General features: G+C 38.8%; 22 protein-coding genes. 9 read left to right on the forward strand and 13 right to left on the reverse strand.

Going from position 1 to position 24988, the window contains the following annotated elements; translation table 11 throughout:
- Positions 1–4: 4 nt before the first annotated feature.
- On the reverse strand, positions 5–2416 hold the full coding sequence (locus PLJ10_08765; GenBank protein ID HOK09737.1) for a glycoside hydrolase family 127 protein: 2412 nt from the start codon (positions 2414–2416) through the stop codon (positions 5–7).
- A 128-nt stretch (positions 2417–2544) separates the two neighbouring features.
- Here PLJ10_08765 and PLJ10_08770 point away from each other — a divergent pair, with 128 nt between their 5' ends.
- The 5 genes from PLJ10_08770 to PLJ10_08790 are packed head-to-tail and all read left to right on the forward strand — an operon-like array spanning position 2545 to position 9112.
- Positions 2545–3927, forward strand: coding sequence for an FAD-binding oxidoreductase (locus tag PLJ10_08770; GenBank protein HOK09738.1), 1383 nt, complete (start codon positions 2545–2547; stop codon positions 3925–3927).
- The gene (locus PLJ10_08775) at positions 3921–4694 is read left to right on the forward strand and encodes an SDR family oxidoreductase (GenBank protein ID HOK09739.1); all 774 of its coding nucleotides are present in this window, start codon (positions 3921–3923) and stop codon (positions 4692–4694) included. Before PLJ10_08770 ends, PLJ10_08775 begins: the two co-directional genes overlap by 7 nt.
- A 42-nt stretch (positions 4695–4736) precedes the next feature.
- A complete protein-coding gene (locus PLJ10_08780) occupies positions 4737–5636 on the forward strand; it encodes a decaprenyl-phosphate phosphoribosyltransferase (GenBank protein ID HOK09740.1) in 900 nt (299 codons plus the stop codon).
- 23 nt (positions 5637–5659) lie between these two features.
- Positions 5660–6973, forward strand: a complete 1314-nt coding sequence (locus PLJ10_08785; protein ID HOK09741.1) for a glucose-1-phosphate adenylyltransferase — start codon at positions 5660–5662, stop codon at positions 6971–6973.
- Positions 6974–9112: an MFS transporter gene (locus tag PLJ10_08790; GenBank protein HOK09742.1), complete on the forward strand. Its 2139-nt coding sequence runs from the start codon at positions 6974–6976 to the stop codon at positions 9110–9112. It abuts the gene before it with no gap.
- 63 nt (positions 9113–9175) lie between these two features.
- On the opposite strand, the gene PLJ10_08795 is transcribed toward PLJ10_08790, so the two are convergent.
- The 7 genes from PLJ10_08795 to PLJ10_08825 form a co-directional block, all read right to left on the reverse strand.
- Positions 9176–10117 carry a tyrosine recombinase XerC gene (locus PLJ10_08795; protein ID HOK09743.1) on the reverse strand — a complete coding sequence of 314 codons (942 nt, stop codon included), beginning with the start codon at positions 10115–10117 and terminating at the stop codon, positions 9176–9178.
- A gap of 31 nt (positions 10118–10148) precedes the next feature.
- Positions 10149–12560, reverse strand: coding sequence for a type I DNA topoisomerase (gene topA, locus PLJ10_08800; GenBank protein HOK09744.1), 2412 nt, complete (start codon positions 12558–12560; stop codon positions 10149–10151).
- 182 nt (positions 12561–12742) lie between these two features.
- Positions 12743–13213 carry a DUF494 family protein gene (locus PLJ10_08805; protein ID HOK09745.1) on the reverse strand — a complete coding sequence of 157 codons (471 nt, stop codon included), beginning with the start codon at positions 13211–13213 and terminating at the stop codon, positions 12743–12745.
- A gap of 151 nt (positions 13214–13364) precedes the next feature.
- On the reverse strand, positions 13365–13868 hold the full coding sequence (locus PLJ10_08810; protein ID HOK09746.1) for a hypothetical protein: 504 nt from the start codon (positions 13866–13868) through the stop codon (positions 13365–13367).
- Between the two features lie 160 nt (positions 13869–14028).
- Positions 14029–14511: an Hsp20/alpha crystallin family protein gene (locus PLJ10_08815; protein HOK09747.1), complete on the reverse strand. Its 483-nt coding sequence runs from the start codon at positions 14509–14511 to the stop codon at positions 14029–14031.
- A 63-nt stretch (positions 14512–14574) separates the two neighbouring features.
- The gene (locus PLJ10_08820; GenBank protein ID HOK09748.1) at positions 14575–14964 is read right to left on the reverse strand and encodes an Hsp20/alpha crystallin family protein; all 390 of its coding nucleotides are present in this window, start codon (positions 14962–14964) and stop codon (positions 14575–14577) included.
- A 29-nt stretch (positions 14965–14993) separates the two neighbouring features.
- On the reverse strand, positions 14994–15458 hold the full coding sequence (locus tag PLJ10_08825) for an Hsp20/alpha crystallin family protein (protein ID HOK09749.1): 465 nt from the start codon (positions 15456–15458) through the stop codon (positions 14994–14996).
- A 336-nt stretch (positions 15459–15794) separates the two neighbouring features.
- Here PLJ10_08825 and PLJ10_08830 point away from each other — a divergent pair, with 336 nt between their 5' ends.
- On the forward strand, positions 15795–16148 hold the full coding sequence (locus PLJ10_08830; GenBank protein HOK09750.1) for a DMT family protein: 354 nt from the start codon (positions 15795–15797) through the stop codon (positions 16146–16148).
- Here PLJ10_08830 and PLJ10_08835 read toward each other — a convergent pair.
- The 3 genes from PLJ10_08835 to PLJ10_08845 all read right to left on the reverse strand — a co-directional run bounded on the left by PLJ10_08835 (position 16145) and on the right by PLJ10_08845 (position 19576).
- Positions 16145–16912, reverse strand: coding sequence for an HAD family hydrolase (locus tag PLJ10_08835; protein ID HOK09751.1), 768 nt, complete (start codon positions 16910–16912; stop codon positions 16145–16147). The two genes, PLJ10_08830 and PLJ10_08835, sit on opposite strands and share 4 nt — an antisense overlap.
- A 581-nt stretch (positions 16913–17493) precedes the next feature.
- The gene (locus tag PLJ10_08840; protein HOK09752.1) at positions 17494–17943 is read right to left on the reverse strand and encodes a hypothetical protein; all 450 of its coding nucleotides are present in this window, start codon (positions 17941–17943) and stop codon (positions 17494–17496) included.
- 115 nt (positions 17944–18058) lie between these two features.
- The gene (locus PLJ10_08845) at positions 18059–19576 is read right to left on the reverse strand and encodes a PASTA domain-containing protein (GenBank protein HOK09753.1); all 1518 of its coding nucleotides are present in this window, start codon (positions 19574–19576) and stop codon (positions 18059–18061) included.
- A gap of 158 nt (positions 19577–19734) precedes the next feature.
- Between PLJ10_08845 and PLJ10_08850 the strand changes: the two genes are divergently transcribed.
- The 3 genes from PLJ10_08850 to PLJ10_08860 all read left to right on the forward strand — a co-directional run bounded on the left by PLJ10_08850 (position 19735) and on the right by PLJ10_08860 (position 22962).
- Positions 19735–20526 (forward strand): hypothetical protein, encoded by a 792-nt coding sequence (locus PLJ10_08850; GenBank protein ID HOK09754.1) that lies wholly within the window; start codon positions 19735–19737, stop codon positions 20524–20526.
- 235 nt (positions 20527–20761) lie between these two features.
- A complete protein-coding gene (locus PLJ10_08855) occupies positions 20762–21256 on the forward strand; it encodes a PTS sugar transporter subunit IIA (GenBank protein HOK09755.1) in 495 nt (164 codons plus the stop codon).
- Positions 21253–22962 (forward strand): tetratricopeptide repeat protein, encoded by a 1710-nt coding sequence (locus PLJ10_08860; GenBank protein ID HOK09756.1) that lies wholly within the window; start codon positions 21253–21255, stop codon positions 22960–22962. Before PLJ10_08855 ends, PLJ10_08860 begins: the two co-directional genes overlap by 4 nt.
- Here the strand turns inward: PLJ10_08860 and PLJ10_08865 are convergent.
- Positions 22951–23766 (reverse strand): PIG-L family deacetylase, encoded by an 816-nt coding sequence (locus PLJ10_08865; GenBank protein HOK09757.1) that lies wholly within the window; start codon positions 23764–23766, stop codon positions 22951–22953. The genes PLJ10_08860 and PLJ10_08865 overlap by 12 nt on opposite strands.
- 99 nt (positions 23767–23865) lie before the next feature.
- Positions 23866–24972, reverse strand: a complete 1107-nt coding sequence (gene dnaN, locus PLJ10_08870) for a DNA polymerase III subunit beta (GenBank protein HOK09758.1) — start codon at positions 24970–24972, stop codon at positions 23866–23868.
- Between the last annotated feature and the right edge of the window lie 16 nt (positions 24973–24988).

A 24988-nucleotide genomic window follows, 5' to 3' on the forward strand; every position in this document is an offset into this window, starting at 1 on the left:
TCCTTTATTTCGCTGGTATAACTTTCCATTCTAAAATACCTGCAGAGAATTTAGGCTGTAATTGAACTTCAAGGCGAAGTGCCTTTGTTGTAACTGGATTAAAGGTAACTTCATTGTATTTATTTCTCTGGTTTTCTCGTGGTGTAGGATTTTTTACAGGAATCCATTGGTCATCCTTTAAATACAAAATTTCCCATGACTTTGGGACACGGCACTCACCAAAACCTGTATCATCAAACCAGAAAACCTTAACTCCTTTTACCGTATATTCCTTATCGAAAATATACTGTATCCATTCCTTCGTGCCTTTATGGTCCCACCATGTAAATCGCGGGATACTGGTATCAGACGATTTTTTCGGCTCAATCATATCATTAAGAGCCTCGTAGCTATCATTTGACCATTTGTGAGATGCTTCCACCACTGCTTTAGTTTCAATGGTAGGAATTGCTACAAGCTCAGCTGTTTCGGGAATCCAAACACGCATATATCCCTTTTGTCGATTTGCCCATGCATAATAAGGAATCAGTTTTAATGTCTGCTCCATCCCATCGGGATTATCAAGCGATTTTACTTTTCCAATCGTCTCGATTGTGACAACACCATCCAAAAGGTTTGGTTCATATTGAGCACTGAAAGAAGCAGTTCGAGGCACATAAGCAAACCGAACCTGATTTGCATTATCAACATCCTCAGCACAGAAAACAACGGGACCACGCTGAATTGCAACTCTGCCACGGTCCGCCTCGACTTTTTCATTTGCATAAACACGTTGAACAACCATAGGCAAAACGAGTGTAATTTCATCGCCTTGTTTCCACTCTTGAGTCAGTTTTATAAATCCCCGTTCTAACACCTGAATGGGGATTGGTGTGCCGTTTATTTTTAACTGTACTTTGTCTAATCCGGGACTCTCCGGGAAAAGATATAAACGTTCAGGATCGTTATTTCCACGATATACCCAATCTGGAATCCGTACTGCCATACAGAACATTTTAGGTTTATCGGTGTTGATTCGTAATGTTATTTCTCCATCCCATGGGTAGTTTGTCAGCTGTTCCAATTGAACGATGTCAGTCCCTGATTTGTTATCTACCAAAGCAAACTTATTGTCCTTAAAATTCAAGGACACCTTAGACGGCATGTAATGTAGGACATAGAGAGTGTCTTTTTCAAAACTATATGCATAACCACCAACAGTAGGGATAAACCGAACAACATTGGTTGGACAGCAAGCACACTTTTGCCATGGTGGTCTTTGGTCAACACCCTCCAGTCGATTGCAATAGAAAATAGTCTTGGCATCTAACGACAATCCTGAAAGTGGTGTATTATATAAAGCACGTTCAATAATATCTACATATTTTGCATCACGATGGAGTAGAAACATCCGTTGAGCCCAAAATACAAGTCCTATAGAGGCACAGGTCTCACAGTAAGCAGTATCATTAGGCAGGAAATATGGATTACTAAAACCTTCAACACGAAGCAACGAATCACCAATGCCAGCGGTAATGTACATCTTTCGCTCTGTTAGGTCATACCATAATCGGTCAAGGGCATTGGAATACCGTACGTCCCCAGTTTTAGCGACAAGGTCTGTAACTCCTGAATACAAATACATCGCACGAACCGCATGCCCCAACATTTCATCCTGCTCAATAATTGGCTTATGGTCTTGACACACCGAATCCCATCTCCCATGGGGCTTATCTTTATACGGCTTGCCACGTTGCTCGATGAACCACTTTGCCAACTCTGCATATTTCGAATTTCCAGTAAATTCAGAAAGTTTGAACAAAGCCAATTCAATCTCCTCATGTTGTGGGACTTCTTCAACCTTACCTGTACCGAAGGTGTCAACAATATGGTCTGCAAATTTTATTGCTACATCTAATAATTTTCTCTTTCCTGTTGCTTGTGCATAAGCGATCGCAGACTCAATTAAATGCCCAGCACAATATGTTTCATGCTCCGCATCATTTGTCCAACGTTCATTCGGTTTAACCAACGTAAAATAAGTATTGAGATAGCCATCTGGCTGTTGTGCACCTGCTATTAAATCGATAATTTCATCGATTTTCTGTTCAACTACTGGGTCTTTATGCAAAGCAAGCCAATATGCCGAACCTTCAATAACTTTATATACATCCGAATCCTCAAAACACGCTCCTATGTGTTTCCCTTCTTTCTTTCCAGCAGTAACACGGAAGTTATCTATCTTCTTTTCAAGTTCACAATACTCGATATTATGTGGCAAGAATATTTTTCCAACTCGGTTAATCCAATGTTCCCAAAAGCCATCCTGTATCTCTACCTCAGTAAAAGGCACAGGCGATACAGGATAGATAGGTGGTAATGTTACAACGGTATTAAAAAGATACAACGGGCTAATACTTAATAAGATGAGAGTCATAGTCTTATTCCTTCTTTACATTGTTTTTATACCATTTATAATTTGAGTCTATTTGCTGTAATTTGTATACTACTAAAACGATTTTATTAATCACAATCTTAATAGTTAGGGAGAAATAAATCTATTTTATGGTGATACCTGCGGAAAAGAAAAAATTAACTGGATGGGGCAGATATGCTTATCAAGAAAGCTACGTTTTCCGCCCCGAACAATGGAGAGCAATGAATGCGATATTAAAGGATATGCGCATTCCAGACATTCTTGCACGCGGTTTAGGTCGAAGTTATGGAGACACTGCCATGAACGAAGGCGGTGCTATTATGAACATGTTGCGTCTGAACCGCTTTTTAAGCTGGCAAGAAGAAGAAGGCATTTTAGATTGTGAGGCTGGTGTTTCCCTGAGAGAGATACTTGATGTGTTTTTACCGCGTGGTTGGATGCCACACGTATGTCCAGGCACAAAGTTTGTAACGGTTGGTGGTGCTATTGCCAACGATATCCACGGTAAAAATCATCACGAAGAAGGAAGTTTCGGCAATCATGTTATATCCTTCGAGTTGCTGAGTGCCGATGGAAATATTTTGCAATGTAGTCGCACCGAAAACGCAGATTTATTCTGGGCAACGATTGGCGGAATTGGCTTAACAGGGATAATTCGAACAGCGAAAATACGGCTAAAAAAGGTTAAAACTGCATACTTCCATGTAGATTATTATCAAGCCAAGAATTTAGATGACCTGCTGGATAAGATGAAAGAGTATGATAAAAAATATCCTTATACCGTAGCATGGCTCGATTGCCTTGCCCAGAAAGAAAATATGGGACGAGGAGTACTCATGGGTGGAAAAATAGCGGAGGTAGAAGATTTACCGCCACGGTGGAGAAACTCACCGTTAATTCAGAAAAAAAAGATGGACATAACTGTGCCATGGGATGCTCCTACATGGATTTTAAGTCAGAGAACCGTAGGTATCTTTAATTCTTGGTATTATGATTTGAATAAAACAAGATATGAAATTGTGCCTCTCGAAAAATTTTTCTTCCCGTTAGACCGCATTCTTGAATGGAATCGCATGTATGGCAAAACAGGGTTTATCCAGTATCAAGTAGTATTTCCAGGAGATGAAGTGAAGGGCTTAAAAGTTTTGTTAGAACAATTAGTATCTTCACAGAGGTCTTCATTTATGACCGTGTTAAAACGGTTCGGTGCAGGAAACGAAGGTTTATTATCGTTCCCAACCGAGGGGTACACCCTTGCCTTAGATATCCCAAATCATGCAGGTCTTGCCTGCTTTGTAGAGGATTTAAACTGTATAACATTGCGATATGGTGGTAGATTATACTTGGCAAAAGACCAACTTATGAACGAATCGATGTTCAAAGAGACATATCCACGCTGGGAAGAGTTCACAAAAATCAAGGAGAAAATTGACCCGAATATCCATTATTCATCAACAATGGCACGGCGCCTTGGAATCGTTCAAGCACGGAGGAGAGCACCGATATGTTAAATACTGATGAAAAAAGACCCACTTCAAAATCCGTTCTTATTTTAGGGAGCGTTTCCGCAGTAGGAAGAGCAATCGCACATCAATTTGCACAGAATGGATATTCGCTAATTCTTGCGGATATCGAGGTGGAAGAAAATGAACGCATCGCACAAGATATTCGCATCCGATATGGGGTATTTTGTCAAACCTTATTTTTTGATGCAAGCGATTTTGAAATACATCCTGCTTTTTTAGAAAAGGTAACAGAAAAAATTTGCAGTTTGCCAGAGGGATTGGTTATTTGCTTCGGATATATGCCCACTCAGGAAGAAGCACAAAAAGATTTCAAACTTATTAAAAAAGCGATTGACATTAATTATACAGGTGCAGTGTCGATACTGGAGAGGGTTATCTCTCAGTTTGAAGAAAGAAACTATGGTTTTGCTATCGTCATTTCCTCTGTTGCGGGCGACCGCGGACGAAAAAGCAATTACATCTACGGTTCTACAAAAGGTGCTTTGACCCGTTATCTGGAAGGGCTACAACATCGCCTTAGTCCTAAAAATATACAGATACTTATCGTAAAGCCTGGTTTTATGGACACCGCAATGACATACGGTCTTAATCTACCTGAACGACTCATAGCCACTCCAGAGGAAGCAGGCAAAATTATCTTCTCTGCATGGAGACGAAAAAAGCAAGTAGTGTATGTAAAATGGTTTTGGCGGTATATCATGTTAATAATACAGCATCTACCAAGATTTATTTTCTATAGGACGCAGTTATAAGTGAAAATACGAGTTATTTTATTAAAGGTTGGGAGAAAATAAATGTTTCTTGTCTCATTAATCAAAACGTTGCGGGTATATCAATGGACCAAAAATTTCCTTGTTTTTGCCGCATTAATTTTTGCAGGTGAACTGCTTAATCTTTCATCTTTAATATACTCATTCATTGCCTTCCTCTCATTCTGTTTTGCAGCAAGTTCTGCCTATATTTTGAATGATATTATCGATATAGAGAAAGACCGACTCCATCCAGAAAAATCGCAACGTCCTATCCCCAGTGGAGAAATTAGTATCCCAACTGCGGTATTCCTGACTATATCCCTTGCAATATTATCTTTGGCTTTAGGTGAACTATTAGGACTACGTTTCATCTTTATCCTTTTGGTTTATGTTTTCTTAACTGTAAGTTATTCTCTCATCTGGAAAAAATTCTTCTTAGTTGATGTGCTTGTGTTAGCCTTAGGTTTTGTGACGAGGGCTGTTGCTGGGGCTGTAGCCATCAACGTGGTATTCTCAAATTGGTTGATTGTGTGCACCTTATTTCTGGCACTATTTTTAGGTTTGGGTAAAAGGCGTAGCGAATTACTATTACTAAAAGATGATGCGGAGAATCACCGTTCCGTGCTGGTTTATTACACCATAGAATATTTAGACCAATTGCTATTGATTGTCTCAGGAGGGGCTTTAATAACATTTACCATTTATACCTGTTCACCAGAGGTTATTCAACGCTTACATACAGACCGTCTTTATCTAACTCTGCCCTTTGTAATTTATGGTTTGTTCCGCTACCTCTATTTAGTCCGCTACCATGGTGAAGGTTCTGACCCGAGCAACGTATTAATTTCAGACAAACCTATTATCCTCTGTGTCCTACTATGGGCTCTCACGAATGTTGGCATTATATACAGCAGTAAAATACTATCTTTCCTGAACTTTTAATATGCGTCATAGGAGAGTTTTTAATGAATATAGGGCGGATTGATTTTCAAAAGTTAAGTAAACGTGTGATGGCAGTCGTTTTAGGTGGGGGTAGAGGCACGAGATTATATCCGCTAACCAAACTACGCTCCAAACCCGCTGTCCCTTTGTGTGGCAGGTATCGGCTTGTGGATATTCCACTCAGCAATTGCATCAATTCAGGGTTTATGCGTATTGTCGTTTTGACACAATTCAACAGCCATTCCTTAAACAGGCACATTATGAATTCATATCATTTTGATGCATTTCATCAGGGAAGTGTAACAATCCTTGCAGCAGAGCAAACCAATGAAACAGGCGATTGGTTTCAAGGAACAGCCGACGCTGTCCGTAAACATATACTTCATATTTATGACCCCGAAATACAATACTACTTAATATTATCGGGAGACCAGTTGTATCGTATGGATTATCGGGAACTTATCCGAACACACATCCAGAAAGAAGCCGATATCACCGTTTCTGCACTTCCCGTAGGACAGGATTCGGCATCGCAATTTGGAATTATGCAGGTAGATTTGGATGGGAACATTAAACGGTTTGTCGAAAAACCGAAGGAAAGCAACATATTAGAGCAATTAATAACACCCCCTTCCCTTTTTGATGAATTCGGTATATCCGCAGAAGGAAAACCATATCTCGCATCAATGGGTGTTTATGTTTTTAATGCGGATGTGTTAATTCGATTATTAAAGGAACATTTAGAGTGGATTGATTTTGGCAAACAATTGATACCAGGAGCCCTCAATCTACATCGCGTTTATGCTCATATGTTTGATGGGTTCTGGGAAGACATTGGAACAGTGCGTTCATATTATGATGTCAGTATTGCGATGACACGAGATAACCCACCCTTTGAATTTCACGATCCCGACCAGCCTATCTATACACATCGCCGTGCCCTACCTGGAGCAAGAATTATCCGCTCTGAGGTTGACCATGCGATTATCTGTTCAGGGGCTCGGATTGAAACAGCAAAGATAATGAACTCTATTATCGGCATCCGCAGTGTTATCCGAAAAGACACTCTTGTCGACCATAGCATTATTTGCGGTGCCGATTCTTTTGAAATGGGTAATATTCGTCATCCCTCAGGCATCCCGATGGGTATCGGCGACGGAAGTGTAATTAAAAAAGCCATTATTGACCATAATGCCCGCATCGGAAAAAATGTGTTCATTTGTGGAAGTGATGAGTTAAAAGACCATGAAGGGGACGGATATTCGATACGGGATGGCATCGTTGTTGTCCACAAAAATGCTGTTATTTCAGATGGTACACAAATAGGAAAGGTATAAATGAGCAACACATCTACAGATACCGAACCTATCCACAACGAATTCCGCTGGTATGAGGGGCTGGCAATTTGCCTTTCTATGATAGGGGTGCAATTATGTAGTGAGGTTATCAATCAATGGGGACTATATTTCTATTCACCTTCTGGCGGAGTGGGTAGAATGGTCTATGTATCCATTGGATTGGTTGGATATATTTTTATCATTGGCACATTTTGGGATGCATTTAGCAGTCCCGTAGTTGGTGCATTGTCAGACAAGACACCAACCCGACCTGGACGTTGGCGAATTATCCCCATATACGGACGTCGACGCCCATACATTTTCTCAGGTGCCCTCCTCATGATATTTACCATGATAGGGTTCTGGTATCCACCAATAAATCATACCTCCATTATAAATTTTATCTATGGCACCGTTCTCCTGTGTGCCCACTGGACCCTTTTCTCGGTCGCAGTTATTCCCCTGAACGCTTTGGGTCCAGAGATTGCTCGCTCCGAATCAGCACGGGTTGCACTCGGAACATGGACTGCAATAGGCATGATTGTAGGATTAGCAATGGCAAACGCATTGCCAGGTATCTTAATCTCCAAATTAGACCCTGCCCGTGTTGAAAACCACCTCGAAATAATCACAGAAAACCAGACCCATTCAGACACGACCGAACAAGAAATTCGTACCTGGCTAATCTCATGGGAAATTCCTGAAAACGATTTAGGCAACCAACTATCATCTTGTTTGATAAAGAACGATTCTACAGACAGAAGAAATCAAAACCTTTACTCTCTACAAGGTGTATTGTTTGAACAACTTCAAGAAAGAAGTATCCAGAAGGCAGTCGATACCATCCTCAAAAAATCCGAAATTTCATCCTATCAAAGACTACCACGGAAAGCCTTTTTAGCCATTCAGGTCTCATCTAATAACCCACCAGAGGCTGTATTAAATCGAATGCATAAGGAAATATGTTCTTTTCTACTTCCTCATATTTCCCAGTTTATAGAGGCATCCCTTGAAGCAGAAAATTACAAAATATATATTCACACCAAACTATTGGAACCTATAAAATCAGCAGACCTGAAAACCCCTTCATTACAAAACAAAGACATATCACTTCAAGGGGAGAGTTTAATCATCACGGATGAAAAACCTATTTCCGAGTTAGACTATGAAACAATAAAAGCGGAAGTACTCAAACTATGTGTTCAAAAAAATGTTTTGTGTTCCGATACTGGTATTGAAAATACTTGCACTATCATTATCTCTAAAGCATTAGCCAATAATCTTGCAATTGCAGAAATCCAAAATTCTATTGCAGGAAGTATCATAAAAAATACACATTGGATTAGCGAAAGTTATTCTCCCACTGGGTATCGGCGGGTTGCTACAGTATTCGCCATCATATCATTTATCTTGTTCATGTTGCCTGTAATATGTATACGGGAACGATATGACTCCACAGCGGTGCAAAGTGAACCATTACCTTGGGGACAAGGATTGAAAGATGCTTTACGGAACAAACCATTCATGATTTACGCATGGTCATTTTTCTTGTTTACTATCGGATTTCTGGCGGTTCAACGTGTACTACCCTATTGGGCGGAACTGGGTTTGGACGGTGATGAAAGCACAATCACATTCCTGCTGATACCATTCATTCTTGTGGCTATCGTATCATACGCAGTCATACCAATAGCAGCAAAATATATGCACATGAAATGGCTTATGTTTATCGCATTAGGAATAATCGCGTCAGGAATGCCATTTTTATATCTCATCGGCAAACTAAATGTTGACTTTACAGTACGGACAATCTTAGGTATGGTATTGTTCGGGTATTGTGGAATAGGTCAGGCAATTATTTATGTAATGATGATACCTATGTTAGGCGATATCATCGATTACGATGAGCAATTTTCAGGGGAACGACGTGAGGCTGTGTATAATGGACTTAGTGCGTTCATTTGGAAAGCATCCATGGCTGGGTCTATCTGGCTTGCTTCGCAATCCATGAGTTATTGGGGAAATTCGATACAGCAGTACACAGGCGTCTTGTTGGTCGGACCTTTCGCTGGACTATTCGGACTGCTTGGCATGATTCTCATTTCTTTTTATCCTTCTCATTGGCGGAATACTAAGTGATGGCGAAACAAATATTGCATACCTAAATAGTTAAAACCATAAAATAAGAAGGTAATACATTTCCTACGCGTGTGGATGTGCTCTTTGATAGACTTCGCGGAGATGTTCAATGCTAACATGGGTATAGATTTGTGTAGTCGACAATTGCTCATGACCCAATATTTCCTGCACAACTCGTAGGTCTGCTCCTCCGTTTAACATGTGTGTCGCAAAACTATGCCGTAATGTATGAGGTGAAACATCATCTCGCCACGGCAGTGCCTGTCTCGAATACTTCTCAACAATCCGTTGGATACTGCGTGTTGTCAGGGGTCCACCTCTGGCGTTAACAAAAACGATATTATGTGTCGGGTTACCTAACTCTTTACGGATAAATAAATATTTTGTCAGGAACTGGATAGCATAAGAACCTAACGGAACGAGTCGTTCTTTACGACGTTTCCCCAACACACGAATCAACCCACTTTGAAAATCAATAGAAGACAAGGTTAACATTGCAGACTCATTGGCTCGCATTCCTGTCGAGTATAAAACCTCTAATAATGCACGGTCACGAATAGAAATTGGGTCGTCCCCATCCACTGCCTCAAGCAATCTCATCACTTCTTCAACTGTAAGTACCGCTGGTAGGTCTCTTCGCTGTTTCGGTGTCCTTAAACTTAACACTGGATTTTTCTGAAGTAGTCCCTGTCGAATGAAAAAACGATAAACCGTTTTTAATGCAGATAATTTCCGTGATGCTGTTTTCGTTGAACTGCCAGAACTCTGAACGTGTGCTAAAAAACTACGAATATCATTTTTTGTTACATCTTTAAGCAGGTCAAGGCTTGCCACAATACGTTGTTTCCGAGTTTCTTCCGCTTCCAAGGTAAATGCCTGATATCGGTTTAATATAAAATCACAAAAGTGTTCAAGGTCACATTCGTATGCCCGTATCGTATGCTCGGATAAACCCCTTTCTACTCGGAGATGTTCAAAGAAGATTTCAAGTGATAAGTCAATCATACCTTATAATACAATTTAAATCCCAACAAAACTAAATTTCATTAATATCGTCTTCTTCAACCTCTACCTGATGTTTACAATCAGGGTTAGGGCATACCTGTAATTTCTTGCCACCTCTCTTCTTTTGCAAAAGAGTCCATGGATAATTACACTTCGGGCATGGGGTATGTTTTTGAATATCACCATTAAGAATTACATTACAATCAGGATATTTAGAACAACCTAAAAATCTACCACGTCGGCTCATCCGATATTGTAATTTTCCATCACAGCCTTTTCGCGGACACGGTATATCCAAATCCATCGGTTTTGTAAAACGGCACTTAGGATAATTCTCACAGCCATAGAATTCTTCATTGTTTTTTGAAGATTTACGGATAACCAGATTTGCTCCACATTTTGGGCACGTTTCATCGGTTTTAACAGGCTCCTGAGATACGATCTGAACAAGTTCTCCTTGCTCATTAAACGTAAACATCGCCCTGCAGTCTGGATAACCCGTGCATAATAAAATCGAGCCCGACTTGTTGTACCGCAGAGATAACGGCTTCCCACACGCAGGACAATCTCTGTCTGTCTTCCGTGTTAGTACTTTTGGTAATGACTTTATGAATTTACATTCTGGGTAATTAGGGCATGCAAGAAAAAAACCATACCTGCCTTCACGAACTTCAAGTACAGTTCCACATTTTTCACAAAGGATGTCTTTACCGAAAATTTCGCGGACAATATTCTTTTGTGCTTCTGTTAAATCACTTTGAAACGCTTTATAAAATTGTTCAAGCAATTGGTGCCATTCAAGTTGGCCCTCTTCAATCTCATCTAATTCTTCCTCCATTTTCGCTGTAAAACCGTAATCAAGGATGTCAGGGAATAACTGCACCAGCAGTCGGTTTACCTCTTCTCCTAATGGAGTAGGTTTAAGTCTGCCCTTTTCCCGCACCACATAGCCACGGTCGCGAATGGTCTTCAATGTCGGGGCATACGTGCTCGGTCTGCCAATCCCTTTCTCTTCCAAAGCACGGATAAGGCTGGCTTCAGTGTATCGTGCTGGTGGTTTCGTAAAATGTTGTATACCATTAAAATCCTTACCCTGTAAACTATCGTTAACCGCTAACAGTGGTAACTGCTGTTTCCCATTATCCTCATCACCATTCGTATCATCTCGTTCCTCATCGTAAACTGTGGTAAAACCAGAAAAAATAGGCGTCGTGTCTGTTGCACGAAAGATATATTTTTTATCAGCCCCATCAATTTCTACAGTTCTTTGTTTATAAATAGCGGGTGGCATTTGAGAAGCAAGGAACCTTTGCCAAATTAAGTTATAAAGTTTATACTGGTCTTCCGATAAGTAAGGCTTTACCTGTTCTGGCAACCTAAATGCAGACGTAGGACGGATGGCTTCATGTGCATCCTGAGCCCCTTTCTTGGAACGATAATAATTAGGCTTCTCGGGCAGATAATCTACACCATATTTTTGTTCAATTACCGCACGGACTTCGGCAATGGCTTCCGATTCTATTCGTAATGAATCTGTCCTCATATATGTAATTAATCCAATCGCACCTTCTTCGCCTAACTCAACCCCTTCATACAAATCCTGTGCAAGTCGCATCGTATATTCTGGGGCAAATCGAAGTTTCCGTGATGCTTCCTGCTGAAGTGTACTGGTAATAAATGGAGGCAAGGGATTTTTTCGCACCTCCTTCTCCTCAATGTTATCAACTCGGAATGTGCCTACTTCTCTTACATGCGAAAGGACAGTTTCGGTTTCCTGCTCATTATTTAACTCTGGTTCTTTGTCGTCTACTTTAATTAATTTTGCTGTAAATGTTTCGTTTTCACCCTTTACAAATGTGCCTTCAATAGTCCAGTATTCCTTTACAACAAAATTGCGTATTTCCTCCTCACGTTCACAAACCAATCGCACCGCTACGGATTGGACACGACCTGCACTTAACCCCTTACGCACAGACCACTGCACCAATGGGCTCAATTTATAACCAACCAGACGGTCTAAAATTCGCCTCGCCTGTTGGGCATAGACAAGGTTCATATCGATGCTACGTGGATGACTCACTGCTTCTTTAATCGCCTTTTCTGTGATTGCATTAAATGTAATTCGTTCCACAGGTTTCTTTACTGGACGAAGCACCTCAGAAATATGCCAGCCAATGGCTTCTCCCTCACGGTCAGGGTCAGAGGCTATAATAATTTTTTCCGATTTCTCCGCTTCCTTTTTAAGTTGACTTACTATCTTCTTTGACTTCGGCAAAATTGTATATTCAGGAACAAAATTGTCTTTAATATTAACTCCTAACCGCTCCTGAGGTAGGTCACGTATATGCCCAAAACTGGACACAACATGGTAATCCTTACCTAAATATTTATTTATCGTTCTGGCTTTTGCTGGGGACTCCACAACTACTAAATATTTACTCATACTTCTTGGCTCCGTTTTTCCTTTCTAAATATACCATAATTTACCTTTTTTGTGTCATTTAAGACCTTTTTTACAAAAAACATATCTATTAAACAAATTTACTAACACATTTATTACCTGCACACTCTGCGAAATTAATCTATAAGCCGAGACACTACATAGTGTCCTGTTGCATTCCCAGTTCAAACAAAAACAGTTTCATCACCAAGTGCCACACCGATAATCATTTTCATCTCTTCGTATGTATATCGTGGACCTAACGCTATTTGAATCACATTAATCAATACTTCCAAATTTACTTTACCACGAGATTGTTCTAACCACTCAAGCAATAATATGCGGTCGATAGGTGTTATCATCTGAAAATAATGTAACCGTTGAAGGGCGGTATAGGCTTCATCAGATAACTTTAATCGGTCCTGTTCAGGGATGTAAAAACTGGTATGGGAAAGCTTAGGAAATTTCGACCTTAACGACCTCTTTGATACTTCCTGCTTTTTCCATACCCGATTTAATGCATCCTCAATATCCGAAGATTTAAAACCCTGTCGGCTCAATTTCCTGCGGAGTGTTGTCTTTGTTATGTTTCCAGTACGGTTTTCCTGTAAAAACGACTTAATCTTATCCTCTATTTTCTTTACTTCTGAATTCATATCTTCCTTTTACTTCGAATTTACAAAACTCCATTTGTTTCTTTTATTCAATATTACCCAAAAATAGATTATAAAATAAAACGTCTCTTCATTAAAAATCAGTAACATTTAACACTCAACAATAGTGCGAATAATGCTATTGAAAAAGAGACTATGGCATGATATCGTCCATATACTTCGCTTTCTTCTCTTCAAATTCCTTTCGAATAAGCGTTCTATGTTCCTCTCGTATCTTTGCTCTTTTTGACTTAACGGGTCCTAATTTTGGAGGTCTATATTTAAAGACGAGGAGCAAAATAAGAATAACAAAAACGATTTCCACATACGCAATCCACGGAGGAATATACGAATTTTTATTCCAAAAATCAATTAACGGCGTGCCCCAGTCAGGTACTTCTGGCGGTTTACCTTCTTCACGGAGCATTTTCATGTCTGTATTAACCTTGAACCAGACAACTAACGCAACAAAATAATGAACGATGATATGCATAATAACAAGATAGATACAACTCTCAATACCGTAGAAAATAAAAGGTAAAGACCATTTACGTGTTAAAAAGATAATTGGCACCATAAAAACCGCTATGATAGCATAGGTCTGCCAATGCTCAAGTAAATGGGTGTAAATGATGTCATACAGTTCAGCAAATGTCATATAACAAGCCCTATCTTTGTTAGGAAACTAAAAAACCACTGTTTATATAAAGATATTATAATACAATTCGTATCATTTTTATCCATTAAAAACGGAAGCCATGTTCTTTTCGAAACATGGCTTCGTTGCGGTAACTATATCGTTGGGAAGTCTGTGGTGATTATTCAACATTAATACGCACACGATGCGCCTTAGCGGATTCGCTTTTCGGCAATCGTATATTTAATACGCCATTTTTATATTTTGCCTCGGCTTTTTCCGCAACGACTTCACAAGGCAAAGGAATGACACGAGAGAAGGAACCATATTGACATTCTGCATAGTAGTATGAACGGTCCTTCTTTTCCTGCTGGAATTTCTTTTCACCCCGCAGGATAAGCCTTTGCCCCTGAAGCTCAACCTCAAAATCCTTTTCGGATAAGCCTGGCATTTCTGCATTTATGATGACCTCATCATCACTTTCTTCGACATCTACCGCAGGAAATGTTGCGGTATTGAACACGTCGAAGAAGAAAGGTTCATGCGTGAGCCAATTTCCCGAATCCTTTCGGGAGGTTAACAAACGGTCAAACCAATTGTTGACGGTTTGCCGTAAATCGTTTAATCTTTCTTTAATTTGAACTGGAACCAACGTGTTACGCATAAACCTCACCTCCTTTTATTTTTTATATGGGCAGATTCACTACTGAACCTGCCCATTTATTCCTTAACTGACAGTAACAGGAATTTGTTTTGGTTTGGCTTCTTCTTTCTTAGGTAAGTGGATAATCAATACACCATTCTTCAGTTCCGCCTTGATTTTCTCCTGATCCGTCTTATCACTTAACTGGAATTGACGGAAATAGGGATATAATTCAAACTCCCGATAGGTTGGGTCTACATTCAAATTGCTTTTTGCAACAGCCTTGATAGTCAGGATGTCATTCTCCACCTGAATCTGGACATCTTCTTTCTGAACACCAGGTAAGTCCGCAATGACTGTTAAACCTTCTGATGTCTCAAAGATGTCCACAGGCGGTCGTAGTGTCTTTGAACTGTCCCGTGTATCAGGAACATGTTTAGATTGGGTCTTGACAGGAATTGTTGTTTCTTTCATAGCCAACACCTCCTTTTTTATTTAGTATATTAACTTACAGATATTGCAATTTGTTTGGGTTTAGCCGATTCGGCTTTAGGGAGCGTTAGCATCAAAATACCATTCTTATACTCCGCCTTGACTTTATCCGAATCTACATCGACAGGAAGTGAAATTGTGCGGATAAATTTACCAGCACCACGCTCATTGCGATGGAAAGCCTCCGGTTTTACATCCTTCACCGCAGGTTTCTCTCCTGCAATGCGGACAGTGTTATTAAGAACGGAGACTTCCAATGTCTCAGGGTTAATCCCTGGAGCCAATGCCTCCACGTAGACATTATCTTTATCCTCTGCAATATTGACAAGAGGATAAGTACGTGCCGAAATACCTGGCAAGAACGAGAAGCGGAACGAAGGGATGTCCCAGACATCCTCATTGAAAATGCGGAACAAATCATCCATCTCACGTTTGATTTGTTCTAATTCTTGAATTGGATCCCACCATCTTCTCATAGCTAACACCTCCTTTTATTAAGGTTTAGGTTGTTTCTACATTTTTCAAATTTCATTCTACATTTAGCAAACACCATGCCAAACTGAAATGAATAAAAAGTGTCTGAAAACACAGGATTTTATATAGGCTGTTCCTTAGTGAAAGATATACCTGTTTCATTTCCATACTTAAAAATAAAACACCCGTTTCACATTGACACATAAGCCAATATTCGAACTGTCCAACTTGTCCAACTCCCAACTATAACCCTTTAAAATCCATTCCAAACTATGTTATAATACTAACAATCCCTCCATAATCTATCCCAAATAAATATAAATTAGGTAGTTTTATATATGTGGTATCGATTTGCTCCGATAATCTTATTGATATTATCGAATCTGTTCATGACTTATGCGTGGTATGGTCATTTGAAGGATATGAAGAGTAAGCCTATATTTATGGCAATTGTATTTAGTTGGTGTGTAGCGTTTTTTGAATATTGCCTTCAAGTGCCTGCTAACCGTATTGGGTTTCAGTTTTTAAGTTTAAGTCAGTTAAAGGTACTTCAAGAAGTTATTACGATGGTAGTATTTGCTATTTTCTCGGTTGTATATATGAAAGAGCAAATTCGTATGGATTTTGTATGGGCTTCCATGTGCCTTGTGGGTGCTGTATATTTTATGTTTCGGGGTATGTTTGCTAATTAGACAGTTGTCCACACGGACATGAATGGGGGTTGTTGTAGAATATCCAGTACGCCTAAAATGTCGGGATAAGGAGAGATGTAATCAGCGTATTCTTTTATCTCTTTATGTGCATTGGCAGGGCATGCGAAAAAGGCTACCTGTTCGCGAATAGCAATATCACCTGAGGTATCTCCGATACCTACTGCTTCGTTACGATTGGACTCCAATTCATTCAATATAACCTTTATGGCTTCACCTTTATTGACACCAGCAAGTGATATATTCAAATAGTAATGGCTCGGTTGGATAACTAATTCAGGTCCACCCTGTTGTTTGACAAAATTATGGATGGTATCTATCATTTCATTAAATAATTCTGGTTTCTGGCTGAACAGTGAGAGTTGAGCTTCTTTCCCAAATTGATAAATTACTTCAGGTTGCTTAGGTAACAGTTCTTTTTCAATAAATAATCGTAGGTTGCGTAATCCTTGAATTTTTTCTGATGTTACACCAGGACCGAATCGTGACATATTGTCTTTTAATGTATAAATAACTGCGCCGTTTTCACATACAAGTGGAGCACGCAAATCAAAAATCTTTGCCCAGACTTCTACATAAGGTTGAGGTCTACCTGTGCATAAAATTAATGGCACAGGATAAGGACTGTTTCTTCTTCTTTTATGAAAAAACTCTGCCAATTGTTTAAAGGTATCCCAGTTCCATGCCTCTGAAGTTTCCGGAGAAAGGCATCCATCAATATCACTTACTATCCAGCGATAACTCACCAAAATACTCCTTGTTCATTTATTCATTATGATAAAAATGTGTAGAGACTATAAAGCGATTGTTGTTGTGGAATTAATTTTCTTGTCTGAATTTATTGGATATACTAACAATTACCATGAATAGAATACTAATGATAAAATAAAATAGAACGGAAGGTAAACATAGCATTTCAAAATCGCTGTCATTGGCCCTGTCAAAGAACTGTGCAGACATGTAAGTATCCATTAAAATTGAATTAAGGACTACAAACAAAACACTGATTATATAAGAGATGATAAGGACAAAAACTTTCCCCCACAGTCTAAGGCATTTCCAGAAATTCGTTTTAGCATTTATAAATCCTAATATAAGCATAAATATGCCAATGATAACAGAGGCACCGAAATATCTAATATAAGAGGAAAAATAGGCAGGTATGGGATATATCAATAAGTGTATTACAAATAAGGCAATAAACCATCCCCACATTAACATAAAGTAAAAACTGGGATTCCGAACGTATTTTATCATTATTTAATACACAATTTTTATCACAAGAGAATTCATTATTGGATTAAAGAATCTTTCAGGAACTCTCTTTTTATAGTGTTGGTAAGAACGGGAACCACTGTTTAAAGAACGCGATGGCTTCCGGGGCTCGTTTTGTTGCGGAGACGACATATTTCCCAAATGCTCCACCGCCAAAGGCATAATATCCAAATGCTCCACCACCTATGGCTATAACGCCTACCACTGCTCCACCTATAGCAATTGCACCGACAGCAACACCTCCGATTGCTATTACACCCAGCGATAGGCCACCTATCGAGACGATGCCGATAGATAGACCGCCAAATGTAATAATGCCAACAGCCATACCACCGATAGCAATCCAGCCTCTGGCAATATCACCAATGGCAATAATCCCGTTAGCAACCCCTCGCATTTCGTTCTTTTCAACATCAGGACCGATGGCAATATCAATAAGTGGAAGCCCAAAAACAGTTATAGTTGACTGTTTGCGTATACCTTGATACATTTTCTTTTGCATCTTTTGTCCTTTATTTATAATACAGTAATTATAACAATCGAGTATCGGGTTATCAACAAAATTTTAGAATTGTGTGTAAATTAAATTTAATCAAATTATCCGAAATAATTTTTATTTACTCCTGTTGACAGAAAAGGTATGAAACCCAGGAGCATAAATCGTCAATTGTCCCTGGTGTATACAATGATGTTATAAAAGGAACAGATTCAATAGGGACATCAATGCCATAAGTATCCATTACCAGGGATTGGAAGGCATAGGTCTGAACCACCATTGTAGATAATGCATCTTTTACACCCTGAACTTGAGGTTCCTGGTCGGAACGGAAAGTGAGCATAGGAGTTATGGTATAACCGCAGAGTTTCTCCGGGGTTTCTTCTACCTGCCAGTTGCTCATCAATGATACCCAATAGAACCATATCTCCCAGTATTCTTCTTCGCTCACTTCTCCGCAGGTTGTTTCGCTTGTTAATTTTGCAGTCCATTCTCCAATAGGAATAGGTACATCCTGAATAGACAGGTCTATGATACAGATGTTACCTTCAACATTCACAGCAACTGCATGATGATAGGGCCAATAAAAATGCATAGGTTCGTCTGGAAAAGTAATTTCACTCGTTGAGACTAAGTTCTGGAATACAATTAAGGGACCTGTAATATTCATTGAAGCAACATCAACATAAGGTTGAGCAATTACTTGCTGAATTTTTGTTTCGGTCAATTCGTTGGGGTCGAGTATCAGTTCCGTTTCGGGGATAGGGTCAGGGGTTGAGGCGATTAAATACTGTAATAGAAGGCTTCGATCCTGACAGGCTTGGTTTATCATAGACCATGCTATCGGGACGAGGTCTCCCTCTTCAGAACGAATTTTTGCCTTCCGAACATAAACACTGATTTGTTCCGCTCGTTCTTTCGAGATTGGTTTTAGATTATACGGGTTAGGAATAGGCTCTTTTCCCTGAGATATAACAAGTTCTACTGGACTATGTACGACCACCAACTTCCCTGCCTCTGGCTTCTGGGAGATAACCTTCCCTTCCTCAATAGTATCGCTATACTGGCGAGTAATCGTTCCAACCTTTAGTCTCGCCGTAGTAATTAAAGTCACAGCATCGTTTTCTGATAACCCCATAACATTTGGCACCTCTACCATCTCAGGACCTTTCGATACAACCAGATTCACCTTGTCTCCTGGTAGCAATTTCTTGCCGACTGATGGGTCCTGAGAAATAATATAACCAGATGGATAGATATCGGAGAACATCTCAGAGATTGTGCCGATACTTAGAGACACCTCTTTAATTATTTCTATACCTTCTTCTAACCTAATACCTATAATATACGGAACTAAAACATACACAGACCCCTTCGATACCATCAAATTAACAGAACTCCCCTTCCGTACCTTTTCGCCAGGACCAGGAACCTGCTCAACAACATTTCCTACCTTTACATCTTCCGAATTAGTATAGGAAATCGTACCAGGCTTTAAATGATATTCTTTTAACTTCTCTATAGCCATACTCAAAGAAATTTTTTCCACATCTGGCACTGTAACCCTAAAACAACCCGTGCTTATTAAAGATAAGGTTAAAATAAAGAATGTTATTATCTTATGAATATTATTTGTCATTCTTGTTTCTTTTCAGAGTTTAACTTGTTTTATCTTACCACATATTGTAATATTGACAATATGCAATATTAAAATATACATATATGTTTCATTTTCGTTCCACTAAAATATAATAAATTTAGTAAAATAATAACGTACAACAATAGGCTGAGAATTAAATGAATTGTTCTGTTTGTAATCTTAATCCTGCAGTTGCTAAATGTTCCGTTTGTGGGCATGTCATCTGTAAGAATTGTGGGGCTTTATGTCCAACGTGTAAAAAACCTGTGTGTCGCTCCCATTTATTCTACATGCCTACAGGGCAGATTGTCTGCCGAAATTGTGCCCCATCAAAACAATCACAACCCTCAGCAAAAATAAACGTTTCACCATCTCCCCCAAAACCAGAACCTAAGAAGCAAGAAGAAAACGTTTCTCTGAGTTTTGAGGATTTATCCGCTGAATTGGGTGACGTCTCCATAAAAGTAAAAGATAAAGTCGGACCTGAATCTACAGGAGAAAAAATGGGGGCTAAGGAGCCTATAATAAAGAACCCACTGGATGATGAGCATGTCGAGAATCCATTCAATTTGTCCGCAGAAACACAAGAACCCGCAGGGACAACCCCTACCAGTGGTTACAAACATTTAAAGCGGAAGCCAAGTGATGACCCTAATGAGTTTCGTATCTTAACTGCAAGTTCACCAAAGCCGACACCTATGTGGGTTAGTGGTTTGATAAGTGCCATTCTCGCTTTTATCTTATCTCTACCATTAACCAAGAATACTGGGACAGCGTTCTTTCCTCCGCTCTTTTCATATTCGATAATCCTACTTGCAGGGGGCTCTATTGTCTGGAACGGTTATGGATTGCTTCTGTCAGAAGACAGCACATTTAATAAGAGGATGTGTATCCCAGGTATCATATTCGCCATTATTGCCATCATTATTGCAATTATTGGACTAAAATAAAAAGGGTCTTATATGATTGACATCGGTGAAATATTACAATTCATTATCCAAAACAAATGGACTATAGCGGTAGTTATTCCCGTAATTCTTGTCATCATTATATTAAAATTCCGTGGTTAATATATTGTTAGTCCAACAAGAACCTTAAAAACAATTTTCAATTTCATTAAGAAGAGTTGGTTAATCACTGATAAAATAGAAGTTTTTTATAAAAATTAATGGTAGGCAACCATTTATGATTGACTTGACAAAATACATTACTCGTGATTTAGTTTGTGTCTACAAAGATGCAGAAACCAAACCATTTATTCTTGAGAAGATAGCAAAATTAACTTCGCATCATAATGAGGAATTGCTATCGCGAGAAAAGGAGGTCTTGGATACATTCTTAGAGCGTGAGCAGTTGGGCTCAACTGCTTTAACAAAAGGTATTGCTTTGCCTCACTGTCGAATGTCAGGCATATCAGATTTTATTATCGGCATTCTTGTATCACCTGAAGGAGTTGCTTATGGGTCTATGGATGGATTAAAGAGCCGAATCTTCTTCTTCGTAATAGCACCAAAAGAGAGCGGAAAGGAATATTTAGATATCATGGCAGAAATAGGTTCTTTTCTATCCAATGAAGAAGTAGTAGAAAAACTAATGAATTCAGAAAATGACGAGTTTTTGTTTAATACATTTTTGAACTTATGGGATGAATATTCACATAAGGAACACAATAAAGAATGACCCAGAGTTGTGGATGCAGTCCTCATTGTACAGTCTCCAATAAAGAAAACAATATTGGGCGAAACCTTAAAACAATCCTATATAACCCTCGCGTTTCATGTCCCACATGGAACGCTTTCCTTATTGCGTTAATCATTCTCGTCTTTGGTCAGGTAGTGCATTTCGACTTTGTCTATTACGACGACTATGTCTACACAGTAGGAAAAATTAACAAGGGAAATTTATGGTCACCTCAATTCTTATACTGGGCTCTTACCTCCACAGATGATGGTTTTTGGGCTCCTCTAACGAAAATCTCACACCGAGTAGATACTCACGTGTTTGGTGATAACGCTCATGGGCACCACTTAATAAATCTTATTCTTCATACTTTAAATGCTCTGATTCTTTGGAGGGTTTTATGCAGACTCACAGGAGATGGTTTGCTACAATTCCTTTCAGTTTGTATTTTCACTTTACATCCGTTGAGGATTGAACCTGTTGCATGGATAGCGGGAAGGAAAGACCTTTTATCAACGTTCTTCCTGCTATTGATGTTGCACAAATACATGAATTGGAAGTATTCACGTACGAAATCTGACTACTTAAAAGTCCTACTCTTTTTCTTCTTATCCGCTTTATCTAAACCTGTAAGTATCATTTTTCCCTTATTTCTCCCCGTATTAGATTTTCTTATTGTAGGTAATAAGGAACAGGAAAAAAATAATATTAGTCTTCTAAAACAGTTGTTGCTTTATGTCCCTTTCTTCATTATCTCATTGTTCATTTTGCTAATAACAATACACGCTGAGCAAGAAGCAATTGTTCCCACTGGTGTACTATCACCATTGCAAAGAATACGAAGGGTTATCGTATCCTCATCTGCGTATGCTCTTCTCACATTCGTCCCTATAAACCTACATATCCCGTCCGGTATCGAGTACTACCCATTCTTTACTGTTTATAAAGGAGTACCTGTTTACGATAGGGTACAGGTTGTAATATTCTCTTTACTCGTTCTTTCTGTAGTATCCACTTTTTGGATTTTTTCACCTAAAAATATTAAAATTGGAGTGGGTTCTTTTCTTCTCTTCCTCATACCGCTTTTGCCAGTGCTTGGCATTATTCCATTTGGACATCACCTTATAGCAGACCGTTTTACATATTCTGCACACATAGGTTTTTCCTTATTTTTAGTGACACTTTCAACTCGTCTTTATGGTATTACTAAACGTCTATATAATGTTTTGTTATTCCTTTTAATTTTGTCATTTGCAACAGTCACTGTTATTAAATTACCCGTTTGGGAGAATGGAGAAAAACTATTCAGAAATACATTAAAATATGAACCTAATTGCTATGTGTCTTATTGTAATATTGGTTACTCTCTTATCAAGCAGGGGAGATATAGTGAAGCCATCCCTTGCTTAAAAAGGGCTATTGAGGAAAATCCGTTACTTGCTGGTCCGTATAACGATTTAGCGTTCGCATACCAATCTCTTGGAAGATATGACGATGCTCTCGTTTACTACGAAAAATGTATACAACTATCAGGTGAGGACCCACAAATACTAAGCAATGTTGCTGTGCTTTACTTCGAGTTAGGAGACTACGAAAAGTCAAAGTCATTTGCAGAAAAGGCGTTGAAGAAAAATAACGATATAAAAAACGCACAGCACATTTTAGAAAAAATAGAGCAGATAGAAAAGAGTAAATTAGGTGGTTAGTAAAGGAAAATCAGGTTTAACAATTTCCTCTCCTAAAACAAGTTCTAAAACACCAAACTTCTCATATCTAAATAACTCAGCGTGTCCTATTCCTTGGCTTCTACCTTTTTCTGCTGTGTAATTCTTTATAGCACTTGTGATAACCTGATTTTTTAATTCTCTATCAGCTTTCTTAAGACCGTCCATGTTAATACCTAATGTACTCGCCTCTAATAATAACGAATCTATTGTCAAGTCCATCTGTGTTTCATGTTTTAATAGAGATTCTATCTTCTTATCAATTACAGCACTTATGTCAATGTATGCATTTACACTGTATGGCTTCTTAGCGAACCAATATGCTTCACTTACAAAATGTGGTTGATACAAACCGACAGTACCAAACTTAGGATTACTACTAAAGGAACACGCCTCATACGTTACCATTGCAGTATACCTGTGGTCAGGATGATCCTCACCTGGAGCAAATGGGTCCCATGAAAAAACGATATTAGCCTTCACCTCTCTTATTACATCTATAATCATGTTTCTTACATATTTTCGTGGAACATCTTCTAATTCTGAATCTAAAAAGTTACCAAACCTTACTTCCTTTAATCCTAATACCTTACCTGCTTCTATCGCCTCTAACCTCGACTTTTCTACAACTTCTCCCTCACTCAAAGAAAACGTTCCCTTTCTATTGTCCGTAAGAATTAACTCATAAACATTGTATTTTTTCTCCTCTACTAACCTGTATATTGTCCCTGCACACATAAACTCCATATCATCGCCGTGAGCAACTACTACCAATACATTTTTCATATCTTTTCTCCAAAAACTACTTACTTACAAACAACGTTATAATAGACAGGCACAATTACTTTTCCCTTTTAAACTAAAAACTTCTTGTATATCAAAACATTATAGTTTTACTGGCATTATAATGTTCAGATATCTCTCATCTTCTTCCTTCTCGGGATTTAGTGGTTTTATAACACATGGACTATTACTATCCTTTACAGATAACACAACTTTATCTGTTGTAATATGTTCAGCCACATCGACAAGGTACTCAATATTAAAGCCTATTTTTACATCTTCCCCTTTATACTCCGCTTCCACAATATCACTAAACTCACCCACCTCTGGGTTCTGCACATCTACCTGCAACTGACCTTCCTTAATAATCATTTTTATTGTCATTGTCTTCATTGCCTCTGCTCTCTTCAATACTTCCTTCCACTCCTCTGTTTTCAATATAACATGCTTACTATAATCTTTAGGTATTACTATTTCATAATTTGGAAATGTCCCATCTATCAAACTACACGTCAAACATGTTTGATTAAATTGGAAACTTGCCCTCGACTCACCTACACATATCTTAACATCACCTGTCCCATCCATCTGATTCATTATCTCTTTAACCGCTCTTTCAGGAATCGTTATTCTTACATTCTTCTCTTTTGGAACATTTTCCTTTTCTCTTCGTAAACTCATCCTCTTACCATCCGTTGCAACAACCGTCAATTTACCACCCGACATTTCAAATAAAACACCTGTTAATGCATATCTCGATTCTTCGGTGCACACCGCAAATGCAACCTTCTTAAACATATCCATTAAAAGCGATTCTGAAATGATAACTGGTTCTTCATCCTCAATATACGTTACTGGTGGAAACTCATCCGGTGGCATCGTTATATATTTAACTTCTGTTCTACCACTCTTCACTACAACCTGATTTTCTCCAATAGATTGAATATTAACTTCACCCTTCGGTAAGTGAGATAATAAGTTCGAAAATAAATGTGCTCTTATTGTTACTTTCCCCTCTTCTATTATTTTACATTCACTCAATTCCTGCTCTATCGTCATCCTTAAATCTGTACTCGTCAATTTTAAAATGCCATTTTCCGCTGTTATTAAAATAGACGATAGAATAGGTAACGATGACTTAGCTGGCACAGCATTCCTCACTTTTAATAATGCTTCATTTAATTTTTCCTGTTCAACAGTAATTTTCATAGCATTTCTCCATTAT

The organism is Candidatus Hydrogenedens sp., from assembly GCA_035361075.1.
GTDB lineage: Bacteria > Hydrogenedentota > Hydrogenedentia > Hydrogenedentales > Hydrogenedentaceae > Hydrogenedens.